The organism is Mycobacterium sp. SMC-4, assembly GCF_050205565.1.
Classification (GTDB): Bacteria; Actinomycetota; Actinomycetes; order Mycobacteriales; family Mycobacteriaceae; genus Mycobacterium.
Genome location: NZ_JBNMQU010000001.1, coordinates 65,474 through 90,593, shown reverse-complemented (window position 1 = coordinate 90,593; position 25,120 = coordinate 65,474). Strand labels below are relative to the sequence as shown.

Genomic DNA, 25,120 nt, shown 5'->3' with positions numbered 1-25,120 from the left:
GGGTTGCGACCTACCGGGTCGTTATTGTTTAGCTGAGCCGGCACCGATCCGGTGCCGACCGACACAGCCACCTCGCCTCCGGGACGAGTGTGTCCCGTAGTAACGCTGGAGATACCGCGCACGATGACAATTTCGGGAGAACGTCTCGATGATGTCGTTGCTGCGGCGATAGCCGGCAGTCGAGACGCCCTCCGGGAGGTGCTGGAGACCATCCGCCCCCTCGTGGTCCGGTACTGCCGGGCTCGGGTGGGAACCGCGGAACGTAGCGGTCTCTCAGCTGATGACGTTGCTCAGGAGGTGTGCTTGGCTGCCATCACGGCGCTGCCGCGGTACAAGGATCAGGGACGACCGTTTCTGGCCTTCGTGTACGGCATCGCAGCGCACAAGGTTGCTGACGCGCACCGGGCGGCTGCCCGCAACAAGTCCGACCCGATGGATGTCGTCCCGGAGCGTTTCTCCGGTGAGGCCGGACCCGAGCAGATGGCCATCGACTCCGAGTCCGCGGCGCGCATGAAGGCGCTACTGGAGATCCTGCCTGAGAAGCAGCGCGAGATCCTGATCCTGCGTGTCGTCGTCGGCATGAGCGCCGAGGAGACGGCCGAGGCCGTCGGCAGCACACCGGGCGCGGTGCGCGTTGCTCAGCACCGGGCGCTGGCGCGCCTGAAGTCGGAGATCGCGACCACGGGGCGTGACTATGCCTGACTTCGGACGCTGGGGTGCCAACGGAGGCGATCCGTCCCTCAACGACATCAACCGCACCGACCAGTTCCTCGACGCGCTGGCCTCGCAGCAACCGGTGTACGCCACCGACCGCGAAGAAGCCGAGTTGGCGCAGCTGCTGGCCGGCTGGCGCGACGACGTGCGCGAGACGCCCGTCGGCACGTTGCTGTCGGTCGACGACGCGGCCACCGCGCTCGAGCGCGTCAACTCGCCGGGCCGACGCCGACGCATGTCACTGGCCGTCGTCGGCTCGGCCGCCGCGGCCGTGCTGTGTCTTGGCGGCTTCGGCGCCGTCGTCGCCGGGTCCGGCCCGGGGGATGCGCTCTACGGGTTGCGGACCGCGATGTTCGGCGACCAGTCGCCGGCGGTGCGCGACGACGCGGTGATCCTGGCCGCCCAGACCGAGATGCAGCAGGTGCAGCAGCTCATCGAGCAGGGCGACTGGGAAGGCGCCAAGGCCAAGCTGGAGGCCGTCACCACCACGGTCGCCACGGTCGGCGACGTCGAGAGCAGGCAGGACCTCGTCACGCAGTGGCAGGAGCTGACCGTCAAGGTGGAAGCACAGGACCCTGCGGCGACCGTCACCCCGGGTGCGCCGTTGCCGACGTTCCCCGAACTGCCGGCCGTGCTGCTCGATCCGAACTCACTGACGGTCACCGCTCCGTCGGAAACCACGTCACCCTCGGAGACGACATCTCCGTCGGAGACCACCGGGCCTTCGGAGACGACCGCTCCTTCGGAGACGAGCGTGACTTCGGAGACGACCGCTCCGTCGCAGACGGCGGCGCCCTCGGCGACCACGACGCCCGCACCGGCGCCGACGTCGTCGTCCGTGCCGTCTACCGGCACCTCGCCGACCGCTGCACCGACATCGACGTCGACATGGACGTCGGCGCCGTCGCCGTCGACGGTGGTCGACCAGTCATCGTCGGTGCGGCCCAGCTCGTCGGCACCCTCGTCGTCACCGGTGTCGTCGTCGGCTGCCGCGCCCAGGACCACGCCGTCGTCGTCGACCGCCGCCGGCTCGTCGTCTCCTGCGCGGGCGAGCTCGTCACCGAGTTCGACACCGGCCCCGACCACCACGGCAGCCCCGACCACCACAGAAGCGGCGCCGTCACCGACGTCTCAAGTGATTCCGCCCACCACGACAACGGTCATCCCGGGCGGACAAGCGGGCTGAAAACCCGGTTCGCTGGCTCAGCGGTAGCCGTCGGACTCCGAGGCCGCCTCGTTGAGTGAGGCATCGGCGTAGCCGCGGCAGTAGTCCCACGTCACGTAGGAGTCCGGCTCGGGATCGTAAGCCGGCTCGTGCGGACGTACGGTGCCGTCGACGAGCAGCTGCAGCAGATTGGCCCGCAGCATGTCCCAATCGTGGTAGTGGTCCTGCTGGCATTCGTCACAGCAGACGACCAGCCCGCGAATTCCTTTGTGCGCCAGCAGCGCTTCGTACACCGCGAGATCGGCGAGGTCAGCTTCGACGGCGGTGCGCTCCTGCGGATCCAGGGGCTGACCGGGCTCCAGGGCGTCCAGCGCGGCCGAGGGATCGCTCGGGTCGTCGGCGAACGGATCAGGCGGCAGTCCTGGTGGCAGGTGGTCTCGCACGCCATCAAGAGTACGCAGCCCCCTGCACATAGCGCCAGCGCTCGCCCGGCACGTCATGGGCGACCCGACGGGCTAGCTCATTGCCGATAAGATGTGGCTTCAGGTCGCGTATGGGCCTGCTGCACTGTCTCTGGAAGGCTCCCCCGATGTCGATCGCCGAAAGCAGCATCCCTATCGCCGTTCCGGTGTCCACGGGCGGCGATGATCCCACCAAGGTCGCGATGCTCGGGCTCACGTTCGACGACGTGCTGCTGTTGCCCGCCGCCTCGGACGTCATCCCGGCCACCGCGGACACCTCGAGCCAGCTGACCCGCCGCATCCGCTTGAAGGTGCCGCTGGTCAGCTCGGCCATGGACACCGTCACCGAATCCCGCATGGCCATCGCGATGGCCCGCGCCGGCGGAATGGGCGTGCTGCACCGCAACCTGCCTGCCGCCGAGCAGGCCGGCCAGGTCGAGACGGTCAAACGCTCCGAGGCCGGCATGGTCACCGATCCGGTCACCTGCTCGCCGGACAACACGCTGGCCGAGGTCGACGCGATGTGCGCCCGGTTCCGCATCTCCGGGCTGCCCGTTGTCGATGCCGACGGCCAGCTCGTCGGCATCATCACCAACCGCGACATGCGCTTCGAGGTCGACCAGAACAAGCGGGTCGCCGAGGTCATGACCAAGGCGCCGCTGATCACCGCGCAGGAGGGTGTCTCCGCCGAGGCCGCGCTGGGGCTGCTGCGCCGCCACAAGATCGAGAAGCTGCCCATCGTCGACGGCCACGGCAAGCTCACCGGCCTGATCACCGTCAAGGACTTCGTCAAGACCGAACAGTTCCCGCTGGCGACCAAGGACTCCGACGGCCGGTTGCTGGTCGGCGCCGCCGTCGGTGTCGGCGAGGATGCGTGGTCGCGGGCGATGACGCTCGTCGACGCGGGCGTCGACGTGCTGATCGTCGACACCGCCCACGCCCACAACCGCGGCGTGCTCGACATGGTGCACCGGTTGAAGACGGCGGTCGGGGAACGCGTCGACGTGGTCGGCGGCAACGTCGCGACCCGGGCGGCCGCAGCCGCGCTGGTCGAAGCCGGCGCCGACGCGGTCAAGGTCGGGGTCGGGCCGGGCTCGATCTGCACCACGCGCGTGGTCGCCGGTGTCGGCGCCCCGCAGATCACCGCGATCCTCGAAGCGGTCGCCGCGTGCAAGCCGTACGGGGTGCCGGTGATCGCCGACGGCGGTCTGCAGTACTCCGGTGACATCGCCAAGGCGCTGGCCGCGGGCGCGTCCACGGCGATGCTCGGCTCGCTGCTCGCGGGCACCGCCGAGTCGCCCGGCGAACTGATCTTCGTCAACGGCAAGCAGTTCAAGAGCTACCGCGGCATGGGGTCGCTGGCTGCCATGCAGGGCCGTGGCGCGACCGGCAACCTGCGCGGCTCCTTCTCGAAGGACCGCTACTTCCAGGACGACGTGCTCTCGGAGGACAAGCTGGTCCCCGAAGGTATCGAAGGACGGGTGCCCTACCGGGGCCCGCTGTCGACCGTCATCCATCAGCTCGTCGGCGGCCTGCGCGCCGCCATGGGCTACACCGGATCCCCGACCATCGAGGCGCTGCAGCAGGCGCAGTTCGTTCAGATCACCGCCGCCGGTCTGAAGGAGAGCCATCCCCACGACATCACGATGACCGTGGAGGCCCCGAACTACTACGCCCGCTAGGGTCTTACGGGGCTGAAGGGGAACGACTAATGCGCGACATGGTGGAAATCGGCATGGGCAGAACTGCCCGCCGCACGTATGAACTCGACGACATCAACATCGTCCCGTCCCGGCGGACCCGGTCGTCGAAGGACGTGTCCACCGCCTGGCAGCTCGACGCGTACCGGTTCGAGATCCCGGTGGTCGCACACCCGACCGACGCTCTGGTGTCGGTGGAGTTCGCCATCGAGATGGGACGGCTGGGCGGACTCGGCGTGCTCAACGGCGAAGGCCTGATCGGCCGGCACGCCGACGTCGAGGACAAGATCGCGCAGGTCATCGCCGCAGCAGAGAAGGAAGCGGACCCCTCGGCCTCGACCCGACTGCTGCAGCAGCTGCACTCCGAACCGCTGGACCCCGAGCTGCTCGGCGCCGCGGTCTCACGGATTCGGGAGGCCGGGGTCACCACCGCCGTGCGGGTCAGCCCGCAGAACGCGCGTGCTCTGACTCCCGCGCTGGTGTCCGCCGGCGTCGAGCTGCTGGTCATCCAGGGCACGATCATCTCCGCCGAACGGGTGGCTTCCGACGGCGAGCCGCTGAACCTCAAGACGTTCATCTCCGAACTCGACATACCGGTCGTCGCCGGCGGTGTGCTCGACCACCGCACCGCACTGCACCTGATGCGCACCGGGGCGGCCGGCGTCATCGTCGGCTACGGCTCGACCGAAGGGGCGACGACGTCAGACGAGGTGCTCGGTATCAGCGTGCCGATGGCCACGGCGATCGCGGACGCGGCCGCCGCCCGGCGCGAGTACCTCGACGAGACCGGCGGACGCTACGTGCACGTGCTCGCCGACGGCGACATGCACACCTCCGGTGACCTGGCCAAGGCCATCGCGTGCGGCGCCGACGCCGTGGTGCTCGGTACCCCGCTGGCCTCGGCGGCCGAGGCGCTCGGCGGCGGCTGGTTCTGGCCCGCGGCCGCGGCGCACCCGTCGCTGCCCCGCGGGTCGCTGCTGCAGATCGCCGCGGGGGAGCGGCCGTCGTTGGAGCAGGTGCTCAACGGTCCGTCGGACGACCCGTTCGGCTCGCTGAACCTCGTCGGCGGGCTGCGCCGTTCGATGGCCAAGGCCGGCTACTGCGACCTCAAGGAGTTCCAGAAGGTCGGGCTGACCGTCGGGAGCTGACCGCCGGTCAGTGCAGGCTGCGCAGAGTGCGGGTCAGGTAGTCCTCGATCAGCGTCTTGCGGGCCGTCGAGTCGTCGACGGTGATCAGCAGCGCGTACAGGCCCAGCAGGAAGTAGATGGCGCTGTTCATGGGCGTCACGTCGCCGTCGATCTCACCGCGCTGCTGCGCCAGTTCGATCTGCTCGGCCACCAGCACGATCAACGGGTGGTCGTCGCCCTCCTCGGCCGGTGGGCGCTTGGGCGAGAAATGCAGCGCCAGAAAGTCTTTGAACAACACGACACCGAGGCGCCGTTCCAGGGCCAGGATCAGGCGGACCGCTTCCTGCAGGACCGCGAGCAGGTCGTTGTGGGATTTGGTGAACGTCGCGAACCGCTTCGCGATCCGCGCCTCCTCGCGACTCTCGAGCTCGAGCAGGACGTGTTCTTTGGTCGGGAAGTGGAAGAAGAACGTCCCGTGGGCGACACCGGCGGCCGACACGATCGTGCCGACATCGGCCTCGGCCATCCCGGCGCGCTTGAACTCGGCGATGGCGGCACCCAGCAGGCGCTCCCTGGTCTGCAGCCGCTTCGCCTCGCGCGTCGTCATCCCATTGGCCACAGTGCTCGACATTATCGTCTGGAAATAAGGGCAACCTCGCTGGCAAGTTACCGATCGGTAAGTTCATACTGGTCAGATGAAGACTGACTACGACGTCATCGTCATCGGTTCGGGATTCGGCGGCAGCGTGACGGCGCTGCGGCTCACCGAGAAGGGCTACCGCGTCCTGGTCCTGGAAGCCGGTCGGCGGTTCGCTGACCACGAGTTCGCCAAGACGTCGTGGGATCTGCGCAAGTTCCTGTGGGCGCCGCAGCTCGGCATGTTCGGCATCCAGCGCATTCACCTGCTCGACAACGTGATGATCCTCGCCGGAGCCGGCGTGGGCGGCGGCTCGCTGAACTACGCCAACACCCTCTACGTCCCGTCCGATCCGTTCTTCAACGACCCGCAGTGGCGCGACATCACCGACTGGCGCGACGAGCTGCTACCGCACTACGACCAGGCCCAGCGGATGCTCGGCGTGGTCACCAACCCGACGTTCACCGACGCCGACCGCGTCCTCAAGGAGGTCGCCGACGACATGGGTGTCGGGCACACATGGGTGCCGACGCCGGTCGGGGTGTTCTTCGGACCGGACGGCACCAAGACACCCGGCAAAACGGTGTCCGACCCGTACTTCGGCGGCGCCGGCCCGGCGCGCACGGGCTGCATCGAGTGCGGCTCGTGCATGACGGGCTGCCGCTACGGCGCGAAGAACACGCTGCTGAAGAACTACCTGGCGCTGGCTGAAAGCGCCGGCGCGCAGGTGCTGTCGATGACCACGGTGACCGATTTCAGCGAACGGACCGACGGCACCTGGCAGGTGCGCACCATGCGCACCGGAAGCCTCCTGCGCCGCCACCGGCGTACGTTCACCGCACAGCACGTCGTCCTTGCCGCCGGCACCTACGGCACCCAGAAGCTGCTCTTCAAGATGCGTGACACCGGCCGGCTGCCCAAGCTGTCGGACCGGCTCGGCGTCCTCACCCGCACCAACTCGGAGTCCATCGTCGGGGCGGGACGGCTCAAGGTGGCCGACGATCTGGACCTGACCCGCGGCGTGGCGATCACCTCGTCGATCCACCCGACGTCGGACACCCACGTCGAACCCGTGCGCTACGGCAAGGGATCCAACGCCATGGGGCTGCTGCAGACGCTGATGACCGACGGCGCCGGGCCCGAGGGCACCGACGTGCCACGCTGGCGGCAGATCTTCCACATCGCCAAGGACGACCCGAAAGGCACCCTGCGGCTGCTGAACCCGCGCCGCTGGAGTGAGCGCACCATGATCGCGTTGGTGATGCAGAACCTGGACAACTCGATCACCACGTTCACCCAGCGCACCAGGCTCGGCTTCCGGCGCTACCGCAGCACGCAAGGCCACGGCGAACCAAACCCGTCGTGGATTCCGGTCGGCAACGAGGTGACCCGCCGCATCGCCAAGAAGATCGACGGCGTGGCCGGGGGAACCTGGGGCGAGCTGTTCAACATTCCGCTCACCGCGCACTTCCTCGGTGGCGCGGCGATCGGCGACAGTCCCGAGAGCGGGGTCATCGACCCGTATCACCGCGTGTACAACTATCCGACGCTGTCGGTCGTCGACGGTGCCGCGATCTCGGCGAACCTCGGTGTCAACCCGTCTCTTTCGATCACCGCGCAGGCCGAGCGCGCGGCCTCACTGTGGCCGAACAACGGCGAAGAGGATTTGCGGCCGGCGCAAGGGCAGCCCTATCGGCGCCTCGCACCGATCGCGCCGAAGAACCCGGTGGTGCCCGCCGATGCGCCCGCCGCGCTGCGCACCTTGCCGATCGAACCGGTCACCTCGGCGGGCTGATCAGGCACCACACCTGATCGTCGGCCATCACCACGTCGGCCCCGATCCGTCGGTGTTCGACGGTGTCGGTGTCGCACACGACGCTGACTTCCACGGTCTCGCCTGAGCCCGTCACCACCACGCGCGCATGGCTTTTCGCGTGGGCCAGGACGTCAGCGAGGGGTTCGGCCACCGCGGCGATGTGTGCGTCGTCCAGGTCGGGCAGGGCACTGGTGACCTCGATCGTTACGTCCACGTCGCGTGCTTCCGCCGCGTCGACGAGGGGTCGGATCCGTTGCATCAACGGATGGGCGAAGGTGCCGGCCTGATCGAACAGGGCGCGCAGGCGGCGGCATTCGGCGCGCGCACGCATCTGTGTCTGATGGTCGATGTCGTGGCCGCGGGACAACGAATCCAGCAGGGGCACAACGCGGTCGACGACCTCGGCGTAGCGCCTCTGGTACTCGATCCGCAACGCGGCCGCGACGCGCTCCCGGGCCAGGACCTCGTGGTGCGCCTTGGTCTCGGCGTGGGCGTCAGCGGCGGCGTCGCGCATCAGTCCGTTGAAGATTAATGCGAACAGTTGCACTCCGAGGATGCTGGCGCTGCCCAGCCCGATGTTGACCAGCGCTGCCGACGAGGGCTCCTGCCACAGCACCACTGCGTTGCCGATCACCCAGTAGCCCACCAGGATCGGCGCACCGGTGCGGACGGGCAAGCCGAGCAGCAGGGGCAGGACGCACCAGCCGATCCCACCCTGCGCCCAGTGCGCGTAACCGAGCACCGATCCGTTGGTCACCGACAGCGGCTGGGCGACGGTGACCAGCAGCAACGCGGCAGCGGCGGGCCAGCCCAAAGCGGTACGACCCCAGAGGATCTGTGGCACGGCCGCGAGTGCGCCGGCTCCGGCGAGCACACCCAACGCGGTGTTGAGCCCGGCGTGGGTGGCCCCCGTCGCCGGCGGAACGGTGACCAGGAGGTTGACCAGCGCGTAGACGGTCAGAGCCAGCCCGTACCGGGTCCTGGCCGGCACCGTGAGCTGATCGGTGTCACCGGTGGGGTCATCCGGTGGCTCGGTCAGCCAGGACAGTTCGACGGTGGTGCCCTGCTGCGGAACCGAGGAGATCCGTGCGCGACCGCCCGATCGCTGCATTCGCCCCAGCACGGATTCTCGCAGACCGTGGCGAGACCGCGGCGCGTCGGCATCGAAGCCGACGCCGTCGTCGCGCAGCCGGACCGTGCTGTCGGACACGGTGACTCGCAGGATCGAGGCGTGGGAGTGGCGGTCGACATTCGTCATGACCTCGCGGGCAGCGGCGATGACCGGCTGCGCCGTGCGTCCGGGCAGCCAGATCCGTTCGCGGCCGCCGAACTGCACGGGCGTCGTGATGTGGTCGGCACATTGCCGCAGTGCGGCAACGAGATCGACCCACGGTGGCGGCGCCACCCAGGTGCCGTCGTGGAGCAGCGCCAGATCCCGGCCGGCTTGGGTGGCCACACGATGCGGGTCGGTCACGGTGCCGTGGCCGACCATCAGCAGGGTCGAGGCCGCGGTGTCGTGGAGCAGCGCAAGCTGTTCGTGCTCATAGTCGCGTACCGCGTCGTTGACCTGTTTGGCCAGCTCCGCGTGCTCCCGGTCGGCGCGCGCGCGATCGATGGTCGCAGCCAGGCCGAGCAGCATGTAGCGGATCACCGACGCCGTCGCCCACTGCACCGCGAAGTAGTACAGGGCGGTCACGGAGGTGACGTCCGGCCAGCCGAGGACGCCGGCGGCGCCGCAGGCATAGGCTGCCGCGATGCCGAGAGCCATCAAAAGGCTCAGACGCGGCGCCACCGACACCGAGATGCTCACCACGGCGGTTCCGGCGATCGCCTGCGGAGCGCTGTTGGACAGGTGAAAGCCGGTATCCGGCACCAGGATCGGGATCGCCAGGCACACGGCCAGCACCAGTAGGTAGTCCACCCCCAGCCATCGGGCGGCGCCGGACCGGGTGGACAGGCGGTACGCCGACCACACCGCAAGGACCGCCAGGACCCACTTACCGGCCGGCGTGGCCTGCGACTGGGGGTCGGCCAAGGCGATCAGGGACACGCCGAGGTTCACCGTGTGCCGCATGAGCAAGCCCACGGTGGCTGCGCGCGCGGCCATCTGCCGCCCGGACGCCTGGTGCGACCCGCCCCCGTTCGTCGCCACGGTCCTCCCCAGCCCGTCATGGACGCTTCGTGGCGATACGTTATCTCGTCGCTGAGATCTTCGAGTTGCGGCATGAGCCTTGGTGATCACGTCGAACGTAGCAATACAACGTTGGCTGGAGGGATCTCAGCGAGTTTGCCGAGACGTGGGTCTCGTTTTGCTGTACTGGCGGGTTTTTGTCGCGTAAGCAAAGTTCCTGCGGTTGAATACCCGCTAGGGGAGCCGGGTCGGTGACGGTCGGTTCGGAAGGGCGGGGGATGTCCGACGGGGGAGCGGTCCGTATCGCGATGATCGACGACCACGATGTCGTGCACGCTGGCGTGCAGGCATGGTGCGCGGAGGCCGATCCGCCGATCGAGATGGTGGGCAGTTATCTGGAACCGGGCCAGTACTTCGCTGCCTGTGCCGACGGTGCGGTCGAGGCCGATGTGGTGCTGCTGGATCTGCAGATCGAGGGCAACCGGCCGGATTTCGAAGCGCTGCGCAGACTGTCCGACAACGATGAACGCGTCATCGTGTACAGCCACATCACCGCCGACGAGGTGATTCTCACCTGCCTGGATCTGGGCGCGGTCACCTACCTGGTCAAATCCGAAGGCAAGCGGCACCTGATCGAGGCCGTGCACGCCGCTCATGCGGGAACGCCGTACGTCGGTCCGCGGATGGGCAAGGCGCTGCTGAACGACAGCACGCTGGGCCGCATCAAACTGTCCGAGCGGGAGAAGCAGGTCCTGGTGGCGTGGTTTCAGACCGAGAGCAAGGAACTGGTCGGCAAGCGGCTGTTCATTGCGCCGACGACCGTGCGCACGCACCTGCAGCGGGCCCGGGCCAAGTACGCGAGTGTGGGGCGGCCGGCACCGACGAAATCGGCACTGCTGGCGCGGGCGATCGAGGACGGAATTCTGAGTCTCAACGATCTCTGAGTCGTGTTTCGTACGTTTGGGCGACAGACGTGCCGGGTCGGCGGACATTACCGTTTTGGACGGGGGAAATGTCGGGGGATGTGGTCACCGGTGGCGTCAGCCGTCTCTGGGGGGTGACGGTCGGTCGAGGTCGGAATGGGTACCCGGCAGTCGCATGGGGCGCACCGGTGACCACAGCCCCGGCCATCTCACTAAACTGGCCGGGTGGAAGCTGCAACCCCTCGTCCCGTCCTGGTCGTCGACTTCGGGGCGCAATACGCCCAGCTGATCGCCCGTCGTGTTCGTGAGGCGCGGGTCTATTCCGAGGTGGTGCCGCACACCGCCGGGGTCGAGGAGATCAAGGCACGCAATCCGCGTGCGCTCGTCCTGTCCGGCGGACCGGCCAGTGTGTACGCCGACGGTGCGCCGCAACTGGATCCGGCGTTGTTCGAGCTCGATGTCCCGGTGTTCGGGATCTGCTACGGCTTCCAGGCCATGGCGCAGGCGCTCGGTGGCACGGTCGCGCAGACCGGCACCAGCGAGTACGGCCGTACTGAGCTCAAAGTGTCTGGTGGGCAACTGCATTCGGACCTTCCCGAGACTCAGCCGGTGTGGATGAGCCACGGCGACGCGGTGACCGCTGCGCCCCAGGGTTTCGACGTGGTGGCCACCAGTTCGGGTGCGCCGGTCGCGGCGTTCGAGAACCGCGAGCGGCGGCTGGCCGGGGTGCAGTATCACCCCGAGGTGATGCACAGCCCGCACGGCCAGCATGTGCTGAGCCGGTTCCTGCACGAGTTCGCCGGGATCGACGCGACGTGGACGCCGGCCAACATCGCCGATGCGCTCATCGAGCAGGTGCGCGCCCAGATCGGGGGCGGCCGCGCCATCTGCGGACTGTCGGGCGGGGTCGACTCGGCGGTGGCTGCTGCGTTGGTGCAGCGGGCCATCGGGGACCGGTTGACGTGTGTGTTCGTCGATCACGGACTGCTGCGGGCCGGGGAGCGGGCGCAGGTGCAGCGCGACTTCGTCGCCGCGACCGGAGCGAATCTGGTCACCGTCGACGTCTCCGACCGCTTTCTCGAAGCGCTGTCGGGCGTGACCAATCCCGAAGGCAAGCGCAAGATCATCGGCCGCGAGTTCATTCGCGCATTCGAAGGCGCGGTGCGGCATGCGCTGGGGCACACCGACGGTGACGTCGAGTTCCTGGTGCAGGGCACGCTGTACCCCGACGTCGTCGAATCCGGTGGCGGCTCGGGTGCCGCGAACATCAAGAGCCACCACAACGTCGGCGGTCTGCCCGCGGACCTGAAGTTCAAACTCGTCGAGCCGCTGCGCCTGCTGTTCAAAGACGAGGTGCGAGCAGTCGGACGCGAGTTGGGGCTGCCCGAGGAAATCGTTGGGCGCCAGCCTTTCCCGGGCCCGGGTCTGGGGATCCGCATCGTCGGTGAAGTCACCGCCGAACGGTTGGACACGCTGCGCCGCGCCGATGCCATCGCGCGCGAGGAACTGACCTCTGCGGGCTTGGACCACCAGATCTGGCAGTGCCCGGTGGTGCTGCTCGCCGACGTCCGCTCGGTGGGCGTACAGGGCGACGGACGGACCTACGGCCATCCGATCGTGCTGCGCCCGGTCTCCAGCGAGGATGCGATGACCGCCGACTGGACCCGGGTGCCCTACGAGGTGCTCGAACGCATTTCGACGCGGATCACCAACGAGGTGCGTGAGGTCAACCGCGTCGTGCTCGACATCACCAGCAAGCCGCCGGGCACCATCGAATGGGAGTAGCGCGACACCGTTCGCGTTGAGTGTGAGCTCCGGGCTGTGATCGAGCGTCGATCGCAGCCCGGAGTGCTGTTCTGCGGAACCTGACCACGATCCGGTTGACGATTGTCGGAGGGCCGGTGTTTACTGGCCTCATCGAACAAACTTTCGATAACCAGTGATTCGGATGAGGTGAAAGGTGCTGCTGTGACTGCTGCAAAAGCGCTGAACCGCTGTCCGATCAAACGCGCTGAGCAGGTCGAACAGCTCCGTAAGCAGATGGCCTCGGTGTCCGGCAGGATGGGGGTCAGTCGCCGGCCTGCCGTCCCGCCGGTAGACCCGACGCACCCGTCGGATTCTTTGCTGGCTACCCCTGAATCGCTGCCTGATCCGCTGGCTGAGGTACTTCCGGCCTCGTTGCCGCGCGGCACGGTGGCGGTCGTGTCGGGCGCCCGCTCCCTGCAGTTGGGCATGGTGGCCGCGGTCACCGCGTCCGGTGGCCATGTGGCGATCATCGGGCAACCCGACGTCGGGTTACTGGCCGCGGTCGAGATGGGGGCCGATCTCAGCCGGATCGCGGTGATCCCGGAGCCCGGGGCCGACCCGCTCGAGGTGGCCGCCGTGCTGATGGACGGCATGGACCTGGTGGTGCTGGGACTCGGCGGCCGGTGCGTGCCGGCCACTCGGGCCCGGGCGTTGGTGGCGCGCGCCCGTCAGCGCGGCTGCACGCTGCTGGTCACCGACGGGGACTGGCAGGGAGCGTCGACTCGCCTGGAGGCCCGGGTCAGCGGTTACGAGATCACCGGCGGGCGGGGTGAGCAGCCCATTCCCGGATGCGGACGGATCAGCCGGGTGCGGTTGGCGACGCGCGCGCGGGGACGGCTCGCGGGTCCGGCCCGCGCCGTGGGCAGCTGAGCGGGCCGATGGCGCAGAGCAGGGTCCTTGCGCTGTGGTGCATGGACTGGCCGGCAGTCGCGGCAGCGGCCGCCGCGGAGCTTGCACCAACCGTCCCGGTGGCAGTCACGTTGGCCAACCGCGTCATCGCCTGCTCGGCGGCCGCGCGCGGGTCGGGGGTCCGCCGCGGGTTGCGCCGACGGGAGGCGCAGGCCCGATGCCCGGAGCTGCACGTGGTCACCGCCGACCACACCCGCGACGCTCGGCACTTCGAGCGGGTCACCGCAGCGGTCGACGAGTTGGTCCCGCGCGCCGAGGTGCTGCGTCCCGGCCTGTTGGTGCTGGCGGTGCGTGGCGCGGCCCGGTACTTCGGTTCCGAGCAGGCTGCCGCCGAACGTCTGGTCGACGCGGTCGCCGCAGCCGGTACCGAATGTCAGGTCGGTATCGCCGATCAACTGCCCACGGCGGTGTTCGCCGCCCGCGCCGGCCGGATCATCACCGCCGGCGCCGACGCGGAGTTCCTGGCGCCGTTGTCGATCCGGCAACTGTCCGCAGAGCCCAGCCTGTCGTCGCCCTCCCGCGAAGAGCTGACGGACCTGTTGTGGCGCATGGGAATCCAGACGCTGGGACAGTTCGCCGCGCTGTCCCGAAGCGATGTCGCCTCCCGATTCGGCGCCGATGCGGTGACCGCGCACCGGGTGGCCTGCGGCGAGTCGGCCCGAGGTCCGTCGGGACGGGAACCGGAGGCGGATCTCGACGCGGTGCTGGAGTGCGACCCACCCATCGACCGGGTGGACGCGGCGGCGTTCGCCGGACGATCGTTGGCGGGCACGCTGCACCGCAGCCTGGCCTCGGCCGGGGTGGGCTGCACCCGTCTGGCCATCCACGCCGTCACCGCCAACGGTCAGGAGCTGGAACGGGTGTGGCGGTGCGCTGAGCCGCTGACCGAGGATGCCACCGCCGACCGGGTGCGCTGGCAGCTCGACGGCTGGCTGAATCGCCGGCACCCGCAGGACCGTCCCGGCGCACCGATCACGGTGCTGCGGCTGCGGCCGGTGGAGGTGGTGTCCGCCGAGGCGCTGCAGCTGCCGCTGTGGGGTGGGGTCGGGGAAGAGGACCGCCTGCGGGCCCGGCGGGCGCTGGTCCGGGTTCAGGGTCTGCTCGGGCCGGACGCCGTGCGGGTGCCGGTGCTCAGCGGCGGCCGCAGTCCCGCCGAGCGCATCACCTTCACCGCGCTGGGCGACGAGGTTGTGCCCCAAGCTGATCCGCGCCAGCCGTGGCCGGGTCAGCTTCCCGAACCGTCCCCGACGGTGCTGCTCGACGACCCGATCGAGGTCTTCGACGCCGAGGGGTCACCGGTCCGGGTCACCGCGCGGGGGTTGTTCTCCGCGGACCCGTTCCGGTTGGCCGCGCCGGGCCGTTCGGGCCGAGTCTCCTGGTGGGCGGGTCCGTGGCCGGTCGACGAGCGCTGGTGGGATCCGTCCCAGACCAAAAGTGGCAGAGCGGTCCGGGCGCAGGTCCTCGTCGGCGCCGATCCGCCGCAGGCGCTGCTGCTGTGTTACCGGCAGCGCAGCTGGTACCTCGAGGGGGTCTACGAGTGAGGCAGCTGCGCCGCGAACGCGCCCACCCGCGCGATGAACCGGTCGAAGAACGCCTTCGGGTCGACGGCGACCCCGATGAGCGCGTTGGGATTTCGGCCCCAGCGCCGGCTCCAGTCGGCGATCGTCATGCCGCGCGTCAGGGTGCCGGTCAACTCGACGTCCACCGGTGCGGCGCGGCAGGTCACCAGGTCCGGGTCCAATGCCACCGCCGCGGCCAGCGGGTCGTGCAGGTGCGCCAGAAAGCCTTCGCCGCAATCGTGGTGGAACTCGAAGTAGAACCGCATCGCGTCCTCGAGCACCCGGATCAACGGGTGCGACGCCGTCGACAGGGTGCCCCGCTCGTCGTGCTCGGACATCGGCGACGAGGACGCTCCGGCCGCGGCGGCCAGCGCGCTCATCAGCTCCGGGGTCATCATGACGTTCTCGGTCAGGTTGAGGCCCAACACGATCGGCGGCTCATCGGTATCGGAGAAGCCGGCGAACACCTCGGCGGCGGCTTCGGGGTCGACGCTGATGTTCCATTCGGCCACCGGGGTGGTGTTGCCGCGGTAGTCGAACGCGCCGCCCATGATCACCAGACGCTTGATCAGCCGGGGCAATTCCGGCTCGACGCGCAACGCCAGGGCGAGGTTGGTCAACGGCCCGGTCGCCACCGCGATCAGCTCGCCGGGATACGCGCGCGCCGCCCGCACCCACGCCTGCGCCGCGTCGTACGACGTCACCTCGGCGGTCGGGACGGGCAGGCGGGCGTATCCGAGCCCTTGTGGACCGTGGGTGTCCTCGGCGGTCCGCAACGGCGTGCTCAACGGGATCTCCGAGCCCTTCGACACCGGCACCCCGGTCACCCCGCACAGCTGCAGCAGCCCCAGGTTGTTCTCGCACACCTGGTGCACTCCCACGTTTCCCGCGGTCGAGGCGATTCCCACCACGTCGGCCTCCGGACTGGCGAACAGGTACACCAGCGCCATCGCGTCGTCGACGCCGGTGTCGACGTCGACGAACACCGGGTGCCGCGGGCTCACCAGTGCACGCCGGGCAGTAGTCGCACCATCTTTTTGAGGGGGCGGGAGACCAGACGCCGGCCGGTGAAGCCTGTACCGCCGGTCACGACATAGCGCATTCCAGACATGCTTCATGTTTCGTCGGAGACAGGTCAACTGCGGCGGCGGATCTGGTGCACCGCGGTCGGGCCGCGACCTCGGGAAAGCCGATTTCGTCGCCTGAACTGCAAAGAAGTTCTTTGCTGGCCTGGTAACGTTCCGCTGAATGGGGGGCGTTTTAACCGGCCTGCATATATGTTGACCGGGGGTAGGCGGGCTATGGATCGTTTGCGGGAATCGGTGGCCGATATTGTCCGGCCAGAGCTTTGGCGTGCCGATCAGTATTACTGGTTTACTGCGGCCCTGGCCGCCCGGGGAATGCAGACCAGAGCCAGTCGGTTGATCGCTGCTGCCCTCGCGGTGTTCGGTCTGGTGCCGATCGCGCTGTGCTACAGCGGTCAGGCTTCGCAGAGTGTGCCGGTGAAGGTCGTCTCGGGCGTGATGGCTGTCGCCGCACTGGTGATCGCCGGAATATGGCTGCGAGATCGCTGGCCCACCCGCGTGCAGTCATTGATGTGTGCGGCCGTGGGGTGCGGTGTCGTCACGGTGATCGCGGTGTCCGTTCTCGACCCGCTGTTCGGCTTCCTGAGCCTGATGCTGTTCGTGTTGATCAGCGTGTACGTGGTGTGTTTTCACACCGCGCGGCTGCTGGCGTTGGCGTGGCTGGTTCTCGGGGTTTTGACCGTGGTGTTGTTCCCGCGTGTCGCCGAGGACAATGTGGCGCTGGCGGTGACCTCGGCGCTGGTCGTCATCTCGGTCAACATCTTCGTTGCCTACTCGTTCCGGATCGTGGTCAGGTTGGTCGAACCCGACGCCGATCATGCCGACATCGAACAGCTCACCGGGCTGCGGCATCGCGACGCGTTCTATCGGGACGTCGCCACCCTGCTGGCCTCCCGCAGCCGCAGTGACGACAAATATCTGGTCGTGGTGGCGGTCAACATCGACAGCTTCTCGCTGTTGCTGGGTCTGTCCGGCTCGCGAGGCGGTAATCGGGCGCGGGTGGCGGTCGGGCAGGCGCTGCGCGAGACGGTGCGCCACAACGCGATCGTCGCTCACGTCTCCGACGACGACTTCCTGGTTGCCGACTCGTTCACCACCGCTGACGCGTCGCCGCTGGTCGAGCGGATCCGCGGCGCGATCTCGGCGACCCCGCAGAAGCTGACCGCCAGCATCGGCGTGGTGTGCACGCCGCTGCCGCCGCTGGCCGCCGAGCCGCCGGACGAGGTGCTCGACAAGCTCATCGGCATCGCCCATCAGGCCATCGAGCAGGCGCGCATGGCAGGCGGCAATCAGGTGCGTTACGTGCTGCGGCCGAAGCTCGAGGACGGCGACGGTGGCGGCGATGACGACGGCGGCTCGGGTGGCTGGCCGGATGAGGACCGCAGCGCCTGACGCTTCCCTTGTCGAACATCTGTTCGATATTCTGGGCGGGTGAGTTGGCACACGGGTCCGCCGAGCTGGACCGAGATGGAACGGGTGCTGACGGGCAAGCCACGCCGGGCCGGTTGGCCGATAGACCAGCAGATCGGTGACGGCGGGGACAGTCCCGCCTGGTCACGTAAGCGCGGCCGGTATGAACCGGTGGAGGGGCCCCGGCAAGGCTCGACGGTGCCGTACGCCGAACTGCACGCCCACTCGGCCTACAGCTTCCTCGACGGTGCCAGCACCCCGGAGGAGCTGGTGGAGGAAGCCGCGCGGCTGGGCTTGAGGGCCATCGCCCTGACCGACCACGACGGTCTCTACGGCGTGGTGCGGTTCGCCGAGGCCGCCCGCGAGCTCGACATGGCCACGGTCTTCGGCGCCGAGCTGTCGCTGGGCGGAGGCAGCCGCACCGAGGAGCCCGACCCGCCGGGGCCGCATCTGCTGGTGCTCGCCCGTGGCCCGGAAGGTTATCGGCGGTTGTCGCGGCAGCTGGCGACGGCGCACCTGGCCGGCGGCGAGAAGGGGGTGCTGCGCTACGACTACGACGCGCTGACCGAAGCGGCTGACGGTCATTGGCAGATCCTCACCGGGTGCCGCAAGGGGCACGTCCGCCAAGCGCTGGTCCAGGGTGGTCCGGACGCAGCCGAGAAGGCGCTGGCCGACCTGGTGGACCGGTTCGGCCGCGACCGCGTCACCGTCGAGCTCACCCGTCACGGTCATCCGCTCGACGACGAACGCAACGCCGTCTTGGCGGCGTTGGCGCCCCGGTTCGGGCTGGACGTGGTGGCCACCACCGCCGCGCACTTCGCCGAGCCGAGCCGCGGACGGCTGGCCATGGCGATGGCGGCGATCCGGGCACGCAACTCGATGGACGAGGCCGCGGGTCACCTCGCCCCGCTGGGGGGTTCGCATCTGCGCTCCGGAGACGAGATGGCGCGGCTGTTCGCCCACTGTCCACAGGCGGTGACCGCGGCGGCCGAACTCGGAGAGCAGTGCGCGTTCGCGCTGTCTCTGATCGCCCCGCAGCTGCCGCCGTTCGACGTGCCCGCAGGCCACACCGAGAACAGCTGGCTGCGACATCTGGTGATGACCGGCGCGCGGGAACGCTACGGCCCGCCCGCGCACGCACCCCGCGCGTACGCGCAGATCGAGCATGAGCTGCGGATCATCGAACAGTTGAATTTCCCGGGTTACTTCCTGGTGGTGCACGACATCACCCGGTTCTGCCGGGAGCACAACATCTTGTCGCAGGGGCGAGGGTCGGCGGCGAACTCCGCGGTCTGTTATGCGCTGAAGGTCACCAACGTCGACCCGGTGGCCAACGAGCTGCTGTTCGAGCGGTTCCTGTCTCCGGCCCGCGACGGCCCACCCGACATCGACATCGACATCGAATCCGACCTGCGCGAGGAGGCCATCCAGTACGTCTACCGGCGCTACGGCCGCGAGTACGCCGCGCAGGTGGCCAACGTGATCACCTACCGTGGCCGCAGCGCGGTGCGTGACATGGCCCGCGCGCTGGGCTATTCCCAAGGGCAGCAGGACGCGTGGAGCAAGCAGTTCAGCCAATGGGGACGGCTGACCGACGAGACCCATACCGAAGGCATTCCCGAGCAGGTCGTCGAGCTGGCCCAGCAGATTTCGAATCTGCCCCGACACATGGGTATTCATTCCGGCGGGATGGTGATCTGTGACCGTCCGATTGCCGACGTGTGCCCGGTCGAGTGGGCGCGCATGGAGAATCGCAGCGTGCTGCAGTGGGACAAAGACGACTGCGCGGCAATCGGTTTGGTGAAGTTCGACATGCTGGGCCTGGGCATGCTCTCGGCGTTGCACTACGCCATCGACCTGGTGCGTGAGCACAAGGGCATCGAGGTGGATCTGGCGAAACTGGACCTGTCCGAACCCGCGGTGTACGAGATGCTGCAGCGCGCGGATTCGGTCGGGGTGTTCCAAGTGGAGTCACGTGCGCAGATGGCCACGCTGCCCCGGCTGAAGCCGCGGGTGTTCTACGACCTGGTGGTCGAGGTCGCGTTGATCCGCCCCGGGCCGATCCAGGGCGGCTCGGTGCACCCGTACATCAAGCGCCGCAACGGTGAGGAGGCCGTCACCTACGAGCATCCGTCGATGGAGCCGGCGCTACGGAAGACGTTGGGGGTCCCGCTGTTTCAGGAACAGCTGATGCAGGTCGCGGTCGACTGTGCGGGGTTCTCCGCGGTCGAGGCCGATCAGCTGCGGCGGGCGATGGGGTCGAAGCGGTCGACGGAGAAGATGCGCCGGCTGCGCGACCGGTTCTTCGAGGGGATGCGCGACCTGCACGGCATCACCGGCGAGGTGGCCGAACGGATCTACGAAAAGTTGGAGGCCTTCGCGAATTTCGGGTTCCCGGAGAGTCATTCGCTGAGCTTCGCGTCGCTGGTGTTCTATTCGTCGTGGTTCAAGCTGCATCACCCGGCGGCATTCTGCGCGGCGCTGCTGCGGGCGCAGCCCATGGGGTTCTACTCCCCGCAGTCGCTGGTGGCCGACGCGCGCCGCCACGGCGTGACCGTGCACGGTCCTGATGTCAATGCCAGCCTGGCCTACGCCACCTTGGAGAACCACGGATTGGACGTGCGTCTCGGTCTGGGCAGTGTCCGTCACATCGGTGCCGATCTGGCCGAGCGGCTCGTCGAGGAACGAAAAGCCCACGGGGAGTTCACGTCTCTGCTCGATCTGAGCGGGCGGGTGCAGCTGACGGTGCCGCAGACCGAGGCGCTGGCCACCGCGGGAGCACTAGGCTGCTTCGACATCACCCGCCGGGAAGGGTTGTGGGCTGCGGGCGCGGCCGCCGCCGAGCGGCCGGACCGGCTGCCCGGGGTCGGCAGCTCGTCGCATATCCCGGCGCTGCCCGGCATGAGCGAGTTGGAGTTGACGGTGGCCGACGTGTGGGCCACCGGGGTCTCACCGGACCGTTTCCCGACGCAGTTCCTGCGCGAGGACCTGGCGGCCCTGGGGGTGGTCCCGGCCGATCAGCTGCTGTCGGTACCCGACGGCACCCGGGTGCTGGTAGCCGGCGCGGTGACCCACCGGCAGCGGCCGGCCACTGCTCAGGGAGTGACGTTCGTCAACCTCGAGGACGAGACGGGGATGGTCAACGTGCTGTGCACGCCGGGGGTGTGGACGCGACACCGCAAGCTGGCGCAGACTGCGTCGGCTTTGGTGGTGCGCGGTGTGGTGCAGAACGCCACCGGGGCGGTGACGGTGGTCGCCGACCGGCTGGGCCCGCTGAAGATGCGGGTGGCCTCGAAGTCCCGCGACTTCCGTTGAGGTTCCGTCGCCTTGTTTCGGCGAGCGCGCGTGTCTGCGGGTCCGCGCGCGGCGTGTCGCCGACGTCAGCGCGCGCTCGTCACCGGAACGACGACCTCGTTGCGGCGCCGGAACGGCAGCGTGAAAGGCGGATCGTAGAACCACGACATCGGCTCGCCGGCCATCTCGTAGCCGCTGCCCCGCAGCGCCTCACGTAACCGGTCGGACTGGCGTCGCACCTGCGCGGGACTGCGGTCCCCGCTGAACCGGAGCACCGCCACGGTCTCGCCGGGAACCTCGACCAACTGCACGCGCTCGTCGTCGGGCGCGGGCAGGGTCTGCATCGTCCACTTCGACGGCATGAAAAAGCGGATGGTCGACGGACCGTCGCCGCCCTGCTGGGTGACCGGTGCGGTCATCGCGATCTTCTGGCCCGAACGCTGGGTGACCGGTGCGGTCATGTCGATCTTTTGTCCGCCGTCGTTGCCGCCGAAGATGTAGTTGGCCAGGCGACGAAAACCGATGTTGCGGGCAGCGTCCTCGTCAGCGGCCACGACGGTCTCTGCGGCGATGCGGTCGGCATAGCGACGAATCTCGATCTTGATGCCGTCGCGGTTGACCGTGTCGAGCACGGTGTAGCGCGGCTCTTCGGTTCCCCATCGCAGCCCGACGACCGACCCGGCGAACTCGAGTCCCTGCGAGACAGCTTCTTTGATGTTCAGCACACCGACGGGTACCCCGGCGGCAGACGTTTCTCACCCCGTTTGCGCGAAAGCGCGTGTCTGTTGGTCGACACGCCGTTCCGCACGCGCAGTTTGCGCGCTCTCGCCGAGATCGACTGCACCAGAACGCTTTCCGTCCAGCGGCGAACGTACGCAAAATGTCACATTTGACCGGTGTGGCGTCCGGCAGACACGCGCGCTCGCCGAACAAGCTAGCGCAGGTAGTCTCGAAAAAATGACGCTGAACCTGACCGCCGACGAAGTCCTGACCACCACCCGTTCGGTGCGCAAGCGGCTCGATCTGGAAAAACCGGTCCCGCGTGAGGTGTTGATGGAATGCCTCGACATCGCGCTGCAGGCGCCGACGGGATCGAACCAGCAGGGCTGGCAGTGGGTCTTCGTCGAGGACCCGCAGAAGAAGCAGGCGCTCGCCGAGATCTACCGCACGAACGCCACCCCGTATCTGAATCTGGAGAAGCCGCAGACCGGCGACATGCGCGACGACCAGCGGCCCCGTGTCGAGGACTCCGCGCGCTATCTCACCGATCACTTCCACGAGGTGCCGGTGCTGCTGATCCCGTGCCTGGAGGGCAAACCCACCGAGACCCCGTCGGGTCAGAGCGCCGGTTACTGGGGCTCGCTGCTGCCGGCGGTGTGGAGCTTCATGCTGGCTTTGCGGTCGCGCGGTCTGGGTTCGGCGTGGACGACGCTGCACTTGCTCGGCGACGGGGAGCGGCAAGCCGCCGAGATCCTGGGCATCCCGTTCGATAAGTACAGCCAGGCCGGCCTGTTCCCGATCGCCTACACCAAGGGCACCGACTTCAAGAAGGCCAAGCGCCTGCCCGCCGAGCAGGTGACGCACTGGGACAGCTGGTGAGTTCTCACACCGCGCCGGCGAACCCGTGCTGGCGCCACGCCTCGTAGACCGCGACGGCCGCGGCGTTGGACAGGTTCAGTGACCGCCGTCCGCTGATCATCGGAATCCGAACGTGCGCGGTGACGTGCGGGTCGGCCAGCGTCGCGGCGTCGAGCCCGGTGGGTTCGGGACCGAACAGCAGCACGTCGCCCGGCTGGTAGGCGACGTCGGCGAACGACGTGGTCGCGTGCGCGGTGAAGGCGTACACCCGCGCCGGCGTCACGGCCGCCCACGCGGTCGGCAGGTCCGGATGCACGAACACCGATGCGAGGTCGTGGTAATCCAGACCGGCGCGGCGCAGCTTGGGCTCGGACAGGTCGAAGCCCAGCGGCTCGACCAGATGGAGCTCGCATCCGCTACCGGCCACCATCCGGATCGCGTTGCCCGTATTGGGTGCGATGCGAGGCGAATAGAACATCACCTTGAACACAGGGGACAATGCTCGCATGGTCGAGCAGAGCCACTGGATGCGCAAGGTAGAAGCCGACCCGGGGCATTCGCAGTGGTACATCGAGAGATTCCGCGCGATGGCTCGCGACGGCGCTGACCTGGTCGGCGAGGCCCGGCTGGTCGACGCGATGGTGCCGAGGGGTGCGCGCATCCTCGACGCCGGGTGTGGGCCGGGCCGAGTCGGCGGTTATCTGGCAGCCCAAGGTCATGACGTGGTCGGCGTCGATGTCGACCCGGCGCTGATCGAGGCGGCCGAGCAGGACCACCCCGGACCGCGGTGGCTGGTGGGGGATCTGGCCGAGCTGGATCTGCCGGCCCGCGGGATCCCCGAGCCGTTCGACGTGATCGTCTCGGCCGGCAACGTGATGACGTTCCTGGCGCCGAGCACCCGGGTGCCCGCGTTGACTCGCCTGGGCGCGCATCTGGCCGACGACGGACGTGCGGTGATCGGGTTCGGCGCGGGCCGCGACTACCCGTTCTCGGAGTTCTTCGACGACGTCGACGCCGCCGGGCTCATCCCTGATCTGTTGTTGTCGACGTGGGATCTGCGGCCGTTCGCAGACGACTCCGATTTCCTGGTCGCGGTGCTGCGGAGAAACGCTCAGCCGGTCACGGCGTAGCGCTGCGCCTGCTGCGCGTAGTCGGCCGACACGCAGACGTCGTACCGCTGGGCTTCCAGCGACTGCACGCTCGAGAAGTCGCGCTGCCCGCCGGTCGCCAGATGGGCGACGAAGCCGAACACCGCACCCCAGAAGGTGCCGATCACCAGCGTCACCAGAATCGTCACGATCCACGCGGGACCCACCGTGAAGATCGCCAGCAGCAGGCCGACGAACAAGCCGAACCACGCCCCGCTCGCGGCGCCGGCCAGCGCGGCCCGGCCCTTGTTGATGCGCCCGGTGACCTGTTCGACGGTGCGCAGACCGTCCCCGATGATCCGGACGTGTTCCACGGGGAAGCCGTCGTCGGACATCCGGTCGACGAGTCGCTGCGCGTCGATGTATTCGGTGAACGATGCGATGACGCGGCGGCTCGCACTTTCACCGCCGCCGGTAGCTGCGTGCGGGCCAGTCGGATTCGTCACTTCTACCTCCATCAGCTGCACCTCGGTTCGCTTCACGGTACGCCTCGGCGCCGACGCCGACCTGGCATACTCGTCGAGTCGTCCGCCCGGTTGTGGGCGCGTTGTCTTTCAGGGGAAGTTCACGATGCTGTCCAACTGGCCGGTCCGGGTCAAAGTGCTGGCGATCGTCAGCGTGCCCTTGACGCTGGCGTGCGTGCTGGGCGGGATGCGCATCTACGACGGTGTGACCGCCACCGGCGCCGACGACGAGACCATGCGCGACGCCGCGGTGGTCGGCGTCGCCATCCTGCTCACCTTTGTCGTGGTGGCGCTGGTGGCGCGGTCGCTGGTGCGTCCGCTGCATCTCCTGCGGGACAGCGCGTTGAAGGTGGCGCGTGAGGACTTGGCGCGCGAGTTGGAGCAGGTCCGCGTGAGCGGCAAGACCCCGACGGTGCAGCCGATTCCACCGAACACCTCCGAGGAGATCGGTCAGGTTGCCCAGGCAGTCAGCGAGCTTCACGACCAGGCCGTGGCGCTGGCAGGTCAGCAGGCCCGGCTGCAGCTGCAGGTGACCGACATGTTCGAGACGTTGTCTCGCCGCAACCGGGCGCTGATCGACGAGCAGCACGCGCTGCTCGACGAGTTGCACCGCGAGGAATCTGATCCCGAGCGTCGGGCCAACCTACGTCGCGTCGACCACCTCGCCGCTCGGATGCGTCGCAACGCGGCGAACCTGCTGGTGCTGGCCGGCGCACGGATCCCGCGCGAACAGGACGACCCGGTGCCGCTGCTGGCACTGGTCAGCGCTGCTGCAGCCGAGGTCGAGGACACCGAACGCGTGGTGGCCGCTCTGCCGGACACGATGATCGCCGGTCGGGTGGCCGGGGACCTGATGCATCTGCTGGCCGAACTGCTCGACAACGCGTTGCGCTACTCGCCACCGCAGTCGCAGGTGCAGGTGTCGGCGGTGCACACCCACAACGGCGGACTGGTGATCGAGGTCAGCGACACCGGCAGCGGCATGAGCGAGTCCGATCTGCGGGTCACCAACACCCGGCTGCGCGCGGGTGGCGAAGTCAACCCGTACACCGCGCGCCACATGGGCTTCTTCGTCGTCGGGCGGCTGGCGGCCGTGCACGGGTTCGTGGTGCAGCTGCGCAGCACCGTCGCCGGCAAGCCCGAGGCAGGGATCACAGCCGGGGTGTACGTCCCGGCGAAATGGCTGGTCGGCA

Annotated in this window: 20 protein-coding genes and 1 pseudogene; 14 read left to right on the top strand and 7 right to left on the bottom strand. The window is 68.6% G+C overall.

What is annotated here, in order from left to right; all coding sequences use genetic code 11:
* Positions 1-123 precede the first annotated feature (123 nt).
* Positions 124-702: a sigma-70 family RNA polymerase sigma factor gene (locus ACQI46_RS00375; protein WP_427091976.1), complete on the top strand. Its 579-nt coding sequence runs from the start codon at positions 124-126 to the stop codon at positions 700-702.
* Positions 695-1,900: an anti-sigma-D factor RsdA gene (locus ACQI46_RS00370; RefSeq protein WP_427091975.1), complete on the top strand. Its 1,206-nt coding sequence runs from the start codon at positions 695-697 to the stop codon at positions 1,898-1,900. The genes ACQI46_RS00375 and ACQI46_RS00370 overlap by 8 nt, the downstream gene beginning before the upstream one ends.
* A 17-nt stretch (positions 1,901-1,917) precedes the next feature.
* Here ACQI46_RS00370 and ACQI46_RS00365 read toward each other — a convergent pair whose 3' ends face one another.
* A complete protein-coding gene (locus tag ACQI46_RS00365; protein ID WP_043406106.1) occupies positions 1,918-2,322 on the bottom strand; it encodes a DUF5319 domain-containing protein in 405 nt (134 codons plus the stop codon).
* Positions 2,323-2,468: 146 nt separating this feature from the next.
* Between ACQI46_RS00365 and guaB the strand changes: the two genes are divergently transcribed.
* Positions 2,469-4,022: an IMP dehydrogenase gene (gene guaB / locus ACQI46_RS00360; RefSeq protein WP_427091974.1), complete on the top strand. Its 1,554-nt coding sequence runs from the start codon at positions 2,469-2,471 to the stop codon at positions 4,020-4,022.
* 38 nt (positions 4,023-4,060) lie between these two features.
* Entirely contained in the window at positions 4,061-5,188 is a 1,128-nt protein-coding gene (locus ACQI46_RS00355; RefSeq protein ID WP_427092755.1) for a GuaB3 family IMP dehydrogenase-related protein, read from the top strand.
* Positions 5,189-5,195: 7 nt separating this feature from the next.
* On the opposite strand, the gene ACQI46_RS00350 is transcribed toward ACQI46_RS00355, so the two are convergent.
* Positions 5,196-5,774 (bottom strand): TetR/AcrR family transcriptional regulator, encoded by a 579-nt coding sequence (locus ACQI46_RS00350; RefSeq protein ID WP_427091973.1) that lies wholly within the window; start codon positions 5,772-5,774, stop codon positions 5,196-5,198.
* Between the two features lie 88 nt (positions 5,775-5,862).
* Between ACQI46_RS00350 and ACQI46_RS00345 the strand changes: the two genes are divergently transcribed.
* Entirely contained in the window at positions 5,863-7,599 is a 1,737-nt protein-coding gene (locus ACQI46_RS00345) for an FAD-dependent oxidoreductase (protein WP_427091972.1), read from the top strand.
* Here ACQI46_RS00345 and ACQI46_RS00340 read toward each other — a convergent pair.
* On the bottom strand, positions 7,583-9,772 hold the full coding sequence (locus tag ACQI46_RS00340) for a sensor histidine kinase (RefSeq protein ID WP_427091971.1): 2,190 nt from the start codon (positions 9,770-9,772) through the stop codon (positions 7,583-7,585). The genes ACQI46_RS00345 and ACQI46_RS00340 overlap by 17 nt on opposite strands.
* A gap of 257 nt (positions 9,773-10,029) precedes the next feature.
* On the opposite strand from ACQI46_RS00340, the gene ACQI46_RS00335 reads away from it, so the two are divergent.
* The 4 genes from ACQI46_RS00335 to ACQI46_RS00320 all read left to right on the top strand — a co-directional run bounded on the left by ACQI46_RS00335 (position 10,030) and on the right by ACQI46_RS00320 (position 14,930).
* The gene (locus tag ACQI46_RS00335; protein ID WP_427092754.1) at positions 10,030-10,695 is read left to right on the top strand and encodes a response regulator; all 666 of its coding nucleotides are present in this window, start codon (positions 10,030-10,032) and stop codon (positions 10,693-10,695) included.
* Positions 10,696-10,899: 204 nt separating this feature from the next.
* Complete coding sequence (gene guaA, locus ACQI46_RS00330) at positions 10,900-12,459, top strand: glutamine-hydrolyzing GMP synthase (RefSeq protein WP_427091970.1); 1,560 nt, start codon at positions 10,900-10,902, stop codon at positions 12,457-12,459.
* A gap of 183 nt (positions 12,460-12,642) precedes the next feature.
* Positions 12,643-13,350: a hypothetical protein gene (locus ACQI46_RS00325; RefSeq protein WP_427091969.1), complete on the top strand. Its 708-nt coding sequence runs from the start codon at positions 12,643-12,645 to the stop codon at positions 13,348-13,350.
* Positions 13,351-13,358: 8 nt separating this feature from the next.
* A complete protein-coding gene (locus ACQI46_RS00320) occupies positions 13,359-14,930 on the top strand; it encodes a DNA polymerase Y family protein (protein ID WP_427091968.1) in 1,572 nt (523 codons plus the stop codon).
* Here the strand turns inward: ACQI46_RS00320 and ACQI46_RS00315 are convergent.
* The gene (locus ACQI46_RS00315) at positions 14,921-15,952 is read right to left on the bottom strand and encodes a nucleoside hydrolase (protein ID WP_427091967.1); all 1,032 of its coding nucleotides are present in this window, start codon (positions 15,950-15,952) and stop codon (positions 14,921-14,923) included. The two genes, ACQI46_RS00320 and ACQI46_RS00315, sit on opposite strands and share 10 nt — an antisense overlap.
* A 417-nt stretch (positions 15,953-16,369) precedes the next feature.
* Between ACQI46_RS00315 and ACQI46_RS00310 the strand changes: the two genes are divergently transcribed.
* Positions 16,370-17,425 (top strand): diguanylate cyclase domain-containing protein, encoded by a 1,056-nt coding sequence (locus ACQI46_RS00310; protein ID WP_427091966.1) that lies wholly within the window; start codon positions 16,370-16,372, stop codon positions 17,423-17,425.
* 39 nt (positions 17,426-17,464) lie between these two features.
* Complete coding sequence (locus ACQI46_RS00305; protein ID WP_427091965.1) at positions 17,465-20,758, top strand: error-prone DNA polymerase; 3,294 nt, start codon at positions 17,465-17,467, stop codon at positions 20,756-20,758.
* 65 nt (positions 20,759-20,823) lie between these two features.
* Here the strand turns inward: ACQI46_RS00305 and ACQI46_RS00300 are convergent, their stop codons facing one another.
* The gene (locus tag ACQI46_RS00300; protein WP_427092753.1) at positions 20,824-21,459 is read right to left on the bottom strand and encodes an SOUL family heme-binding protein; all 636 of its coding nucleotides are present in this window, start codon (positions 21,457-21,459) and stop codon (positions 20,824-20,826) included.
* A 235-nt stretch (positions 21,460-21,694) separates the two neighbouring features.
* Between ACQI46_RS00300 and ACQI46_RS00295 the strand changes: the two genes are divergently transcribed.
* Positions 21,695-22,336: a nitroreductase family protein gene (locus tag ACQI46_RS00295; protein ID WP_427091964.1), complete on the top strand. Its 642-nt coding sequence runs from the start codon at positions 21,695-21,697 to the stop codon at positions 22,334-22,336.
* A gap of 4 nt (positions 22,337-22,340) precedes the next feature.
* Here the strand turns inward: ACQI46_RS00295 and ACQI46_RS00290 are convergent, their stop codons facing one another.
* The gene (locus ACQI46_RS00290) at positions 22,341-22,793 is read right to left on the bottom strand and encodes a tRNA (cytidine(34)-2'-O)-methyltransferase (protein ID WP_427091963.1); all 453 of its coding nucleotides are present in this window, start codon (positions 22,791-22,793) and stop codon (positions 22,341-22,343) included.
* Positions 22,794-22,821: 28 nt separating this feature from the next.
* On the opposite strand from ACQI46_RS00290, the gene ACQI46_RS00285 reads away from it, so the two are divergent.
* A complete protein-coding gene (locus ACQI46_RS00285) occupies positions 22,822-23,445 on the top strand; it encodes a class I SAM-dependent methyltransferase (protein WP_427091962.1) in 624 nt (207 codons plus the stop codon).
* On the opposite strand, the gene ACQI46_RS00280 is transcribed toward ACQI46_RS00285, so the two are convergent.
* On the bottom strand, positions 23,427-23,909 hold the full coding sequence (locus ACQI46_RS00280; protein WP_427091961.1) for a general stress protein: 483 nt from the start codon (positions 23,907-23,909) through the stop codon (positions 23,427-23,429). The two genes, ACQI46_RS00285 and ACQI46_RS00280, sit on opposite strands and share 19 nt — an antisense overlap.
* Before the next feature lie 253 nt (positions 23,910-24,162).
* On the opposite strand from ACQI46_RS00280, the pseudogene ACQI46_RS00275 reads away from it, so the two are divergent.
* Positions 24,163-25,119: pseudogene (locus ACQI46_RS00275) on the top strand (ATP-binding protein); the annotation flags it as partial.
* Between the last annotated feature and the right edge of the window lies 1 nt (position 25,120).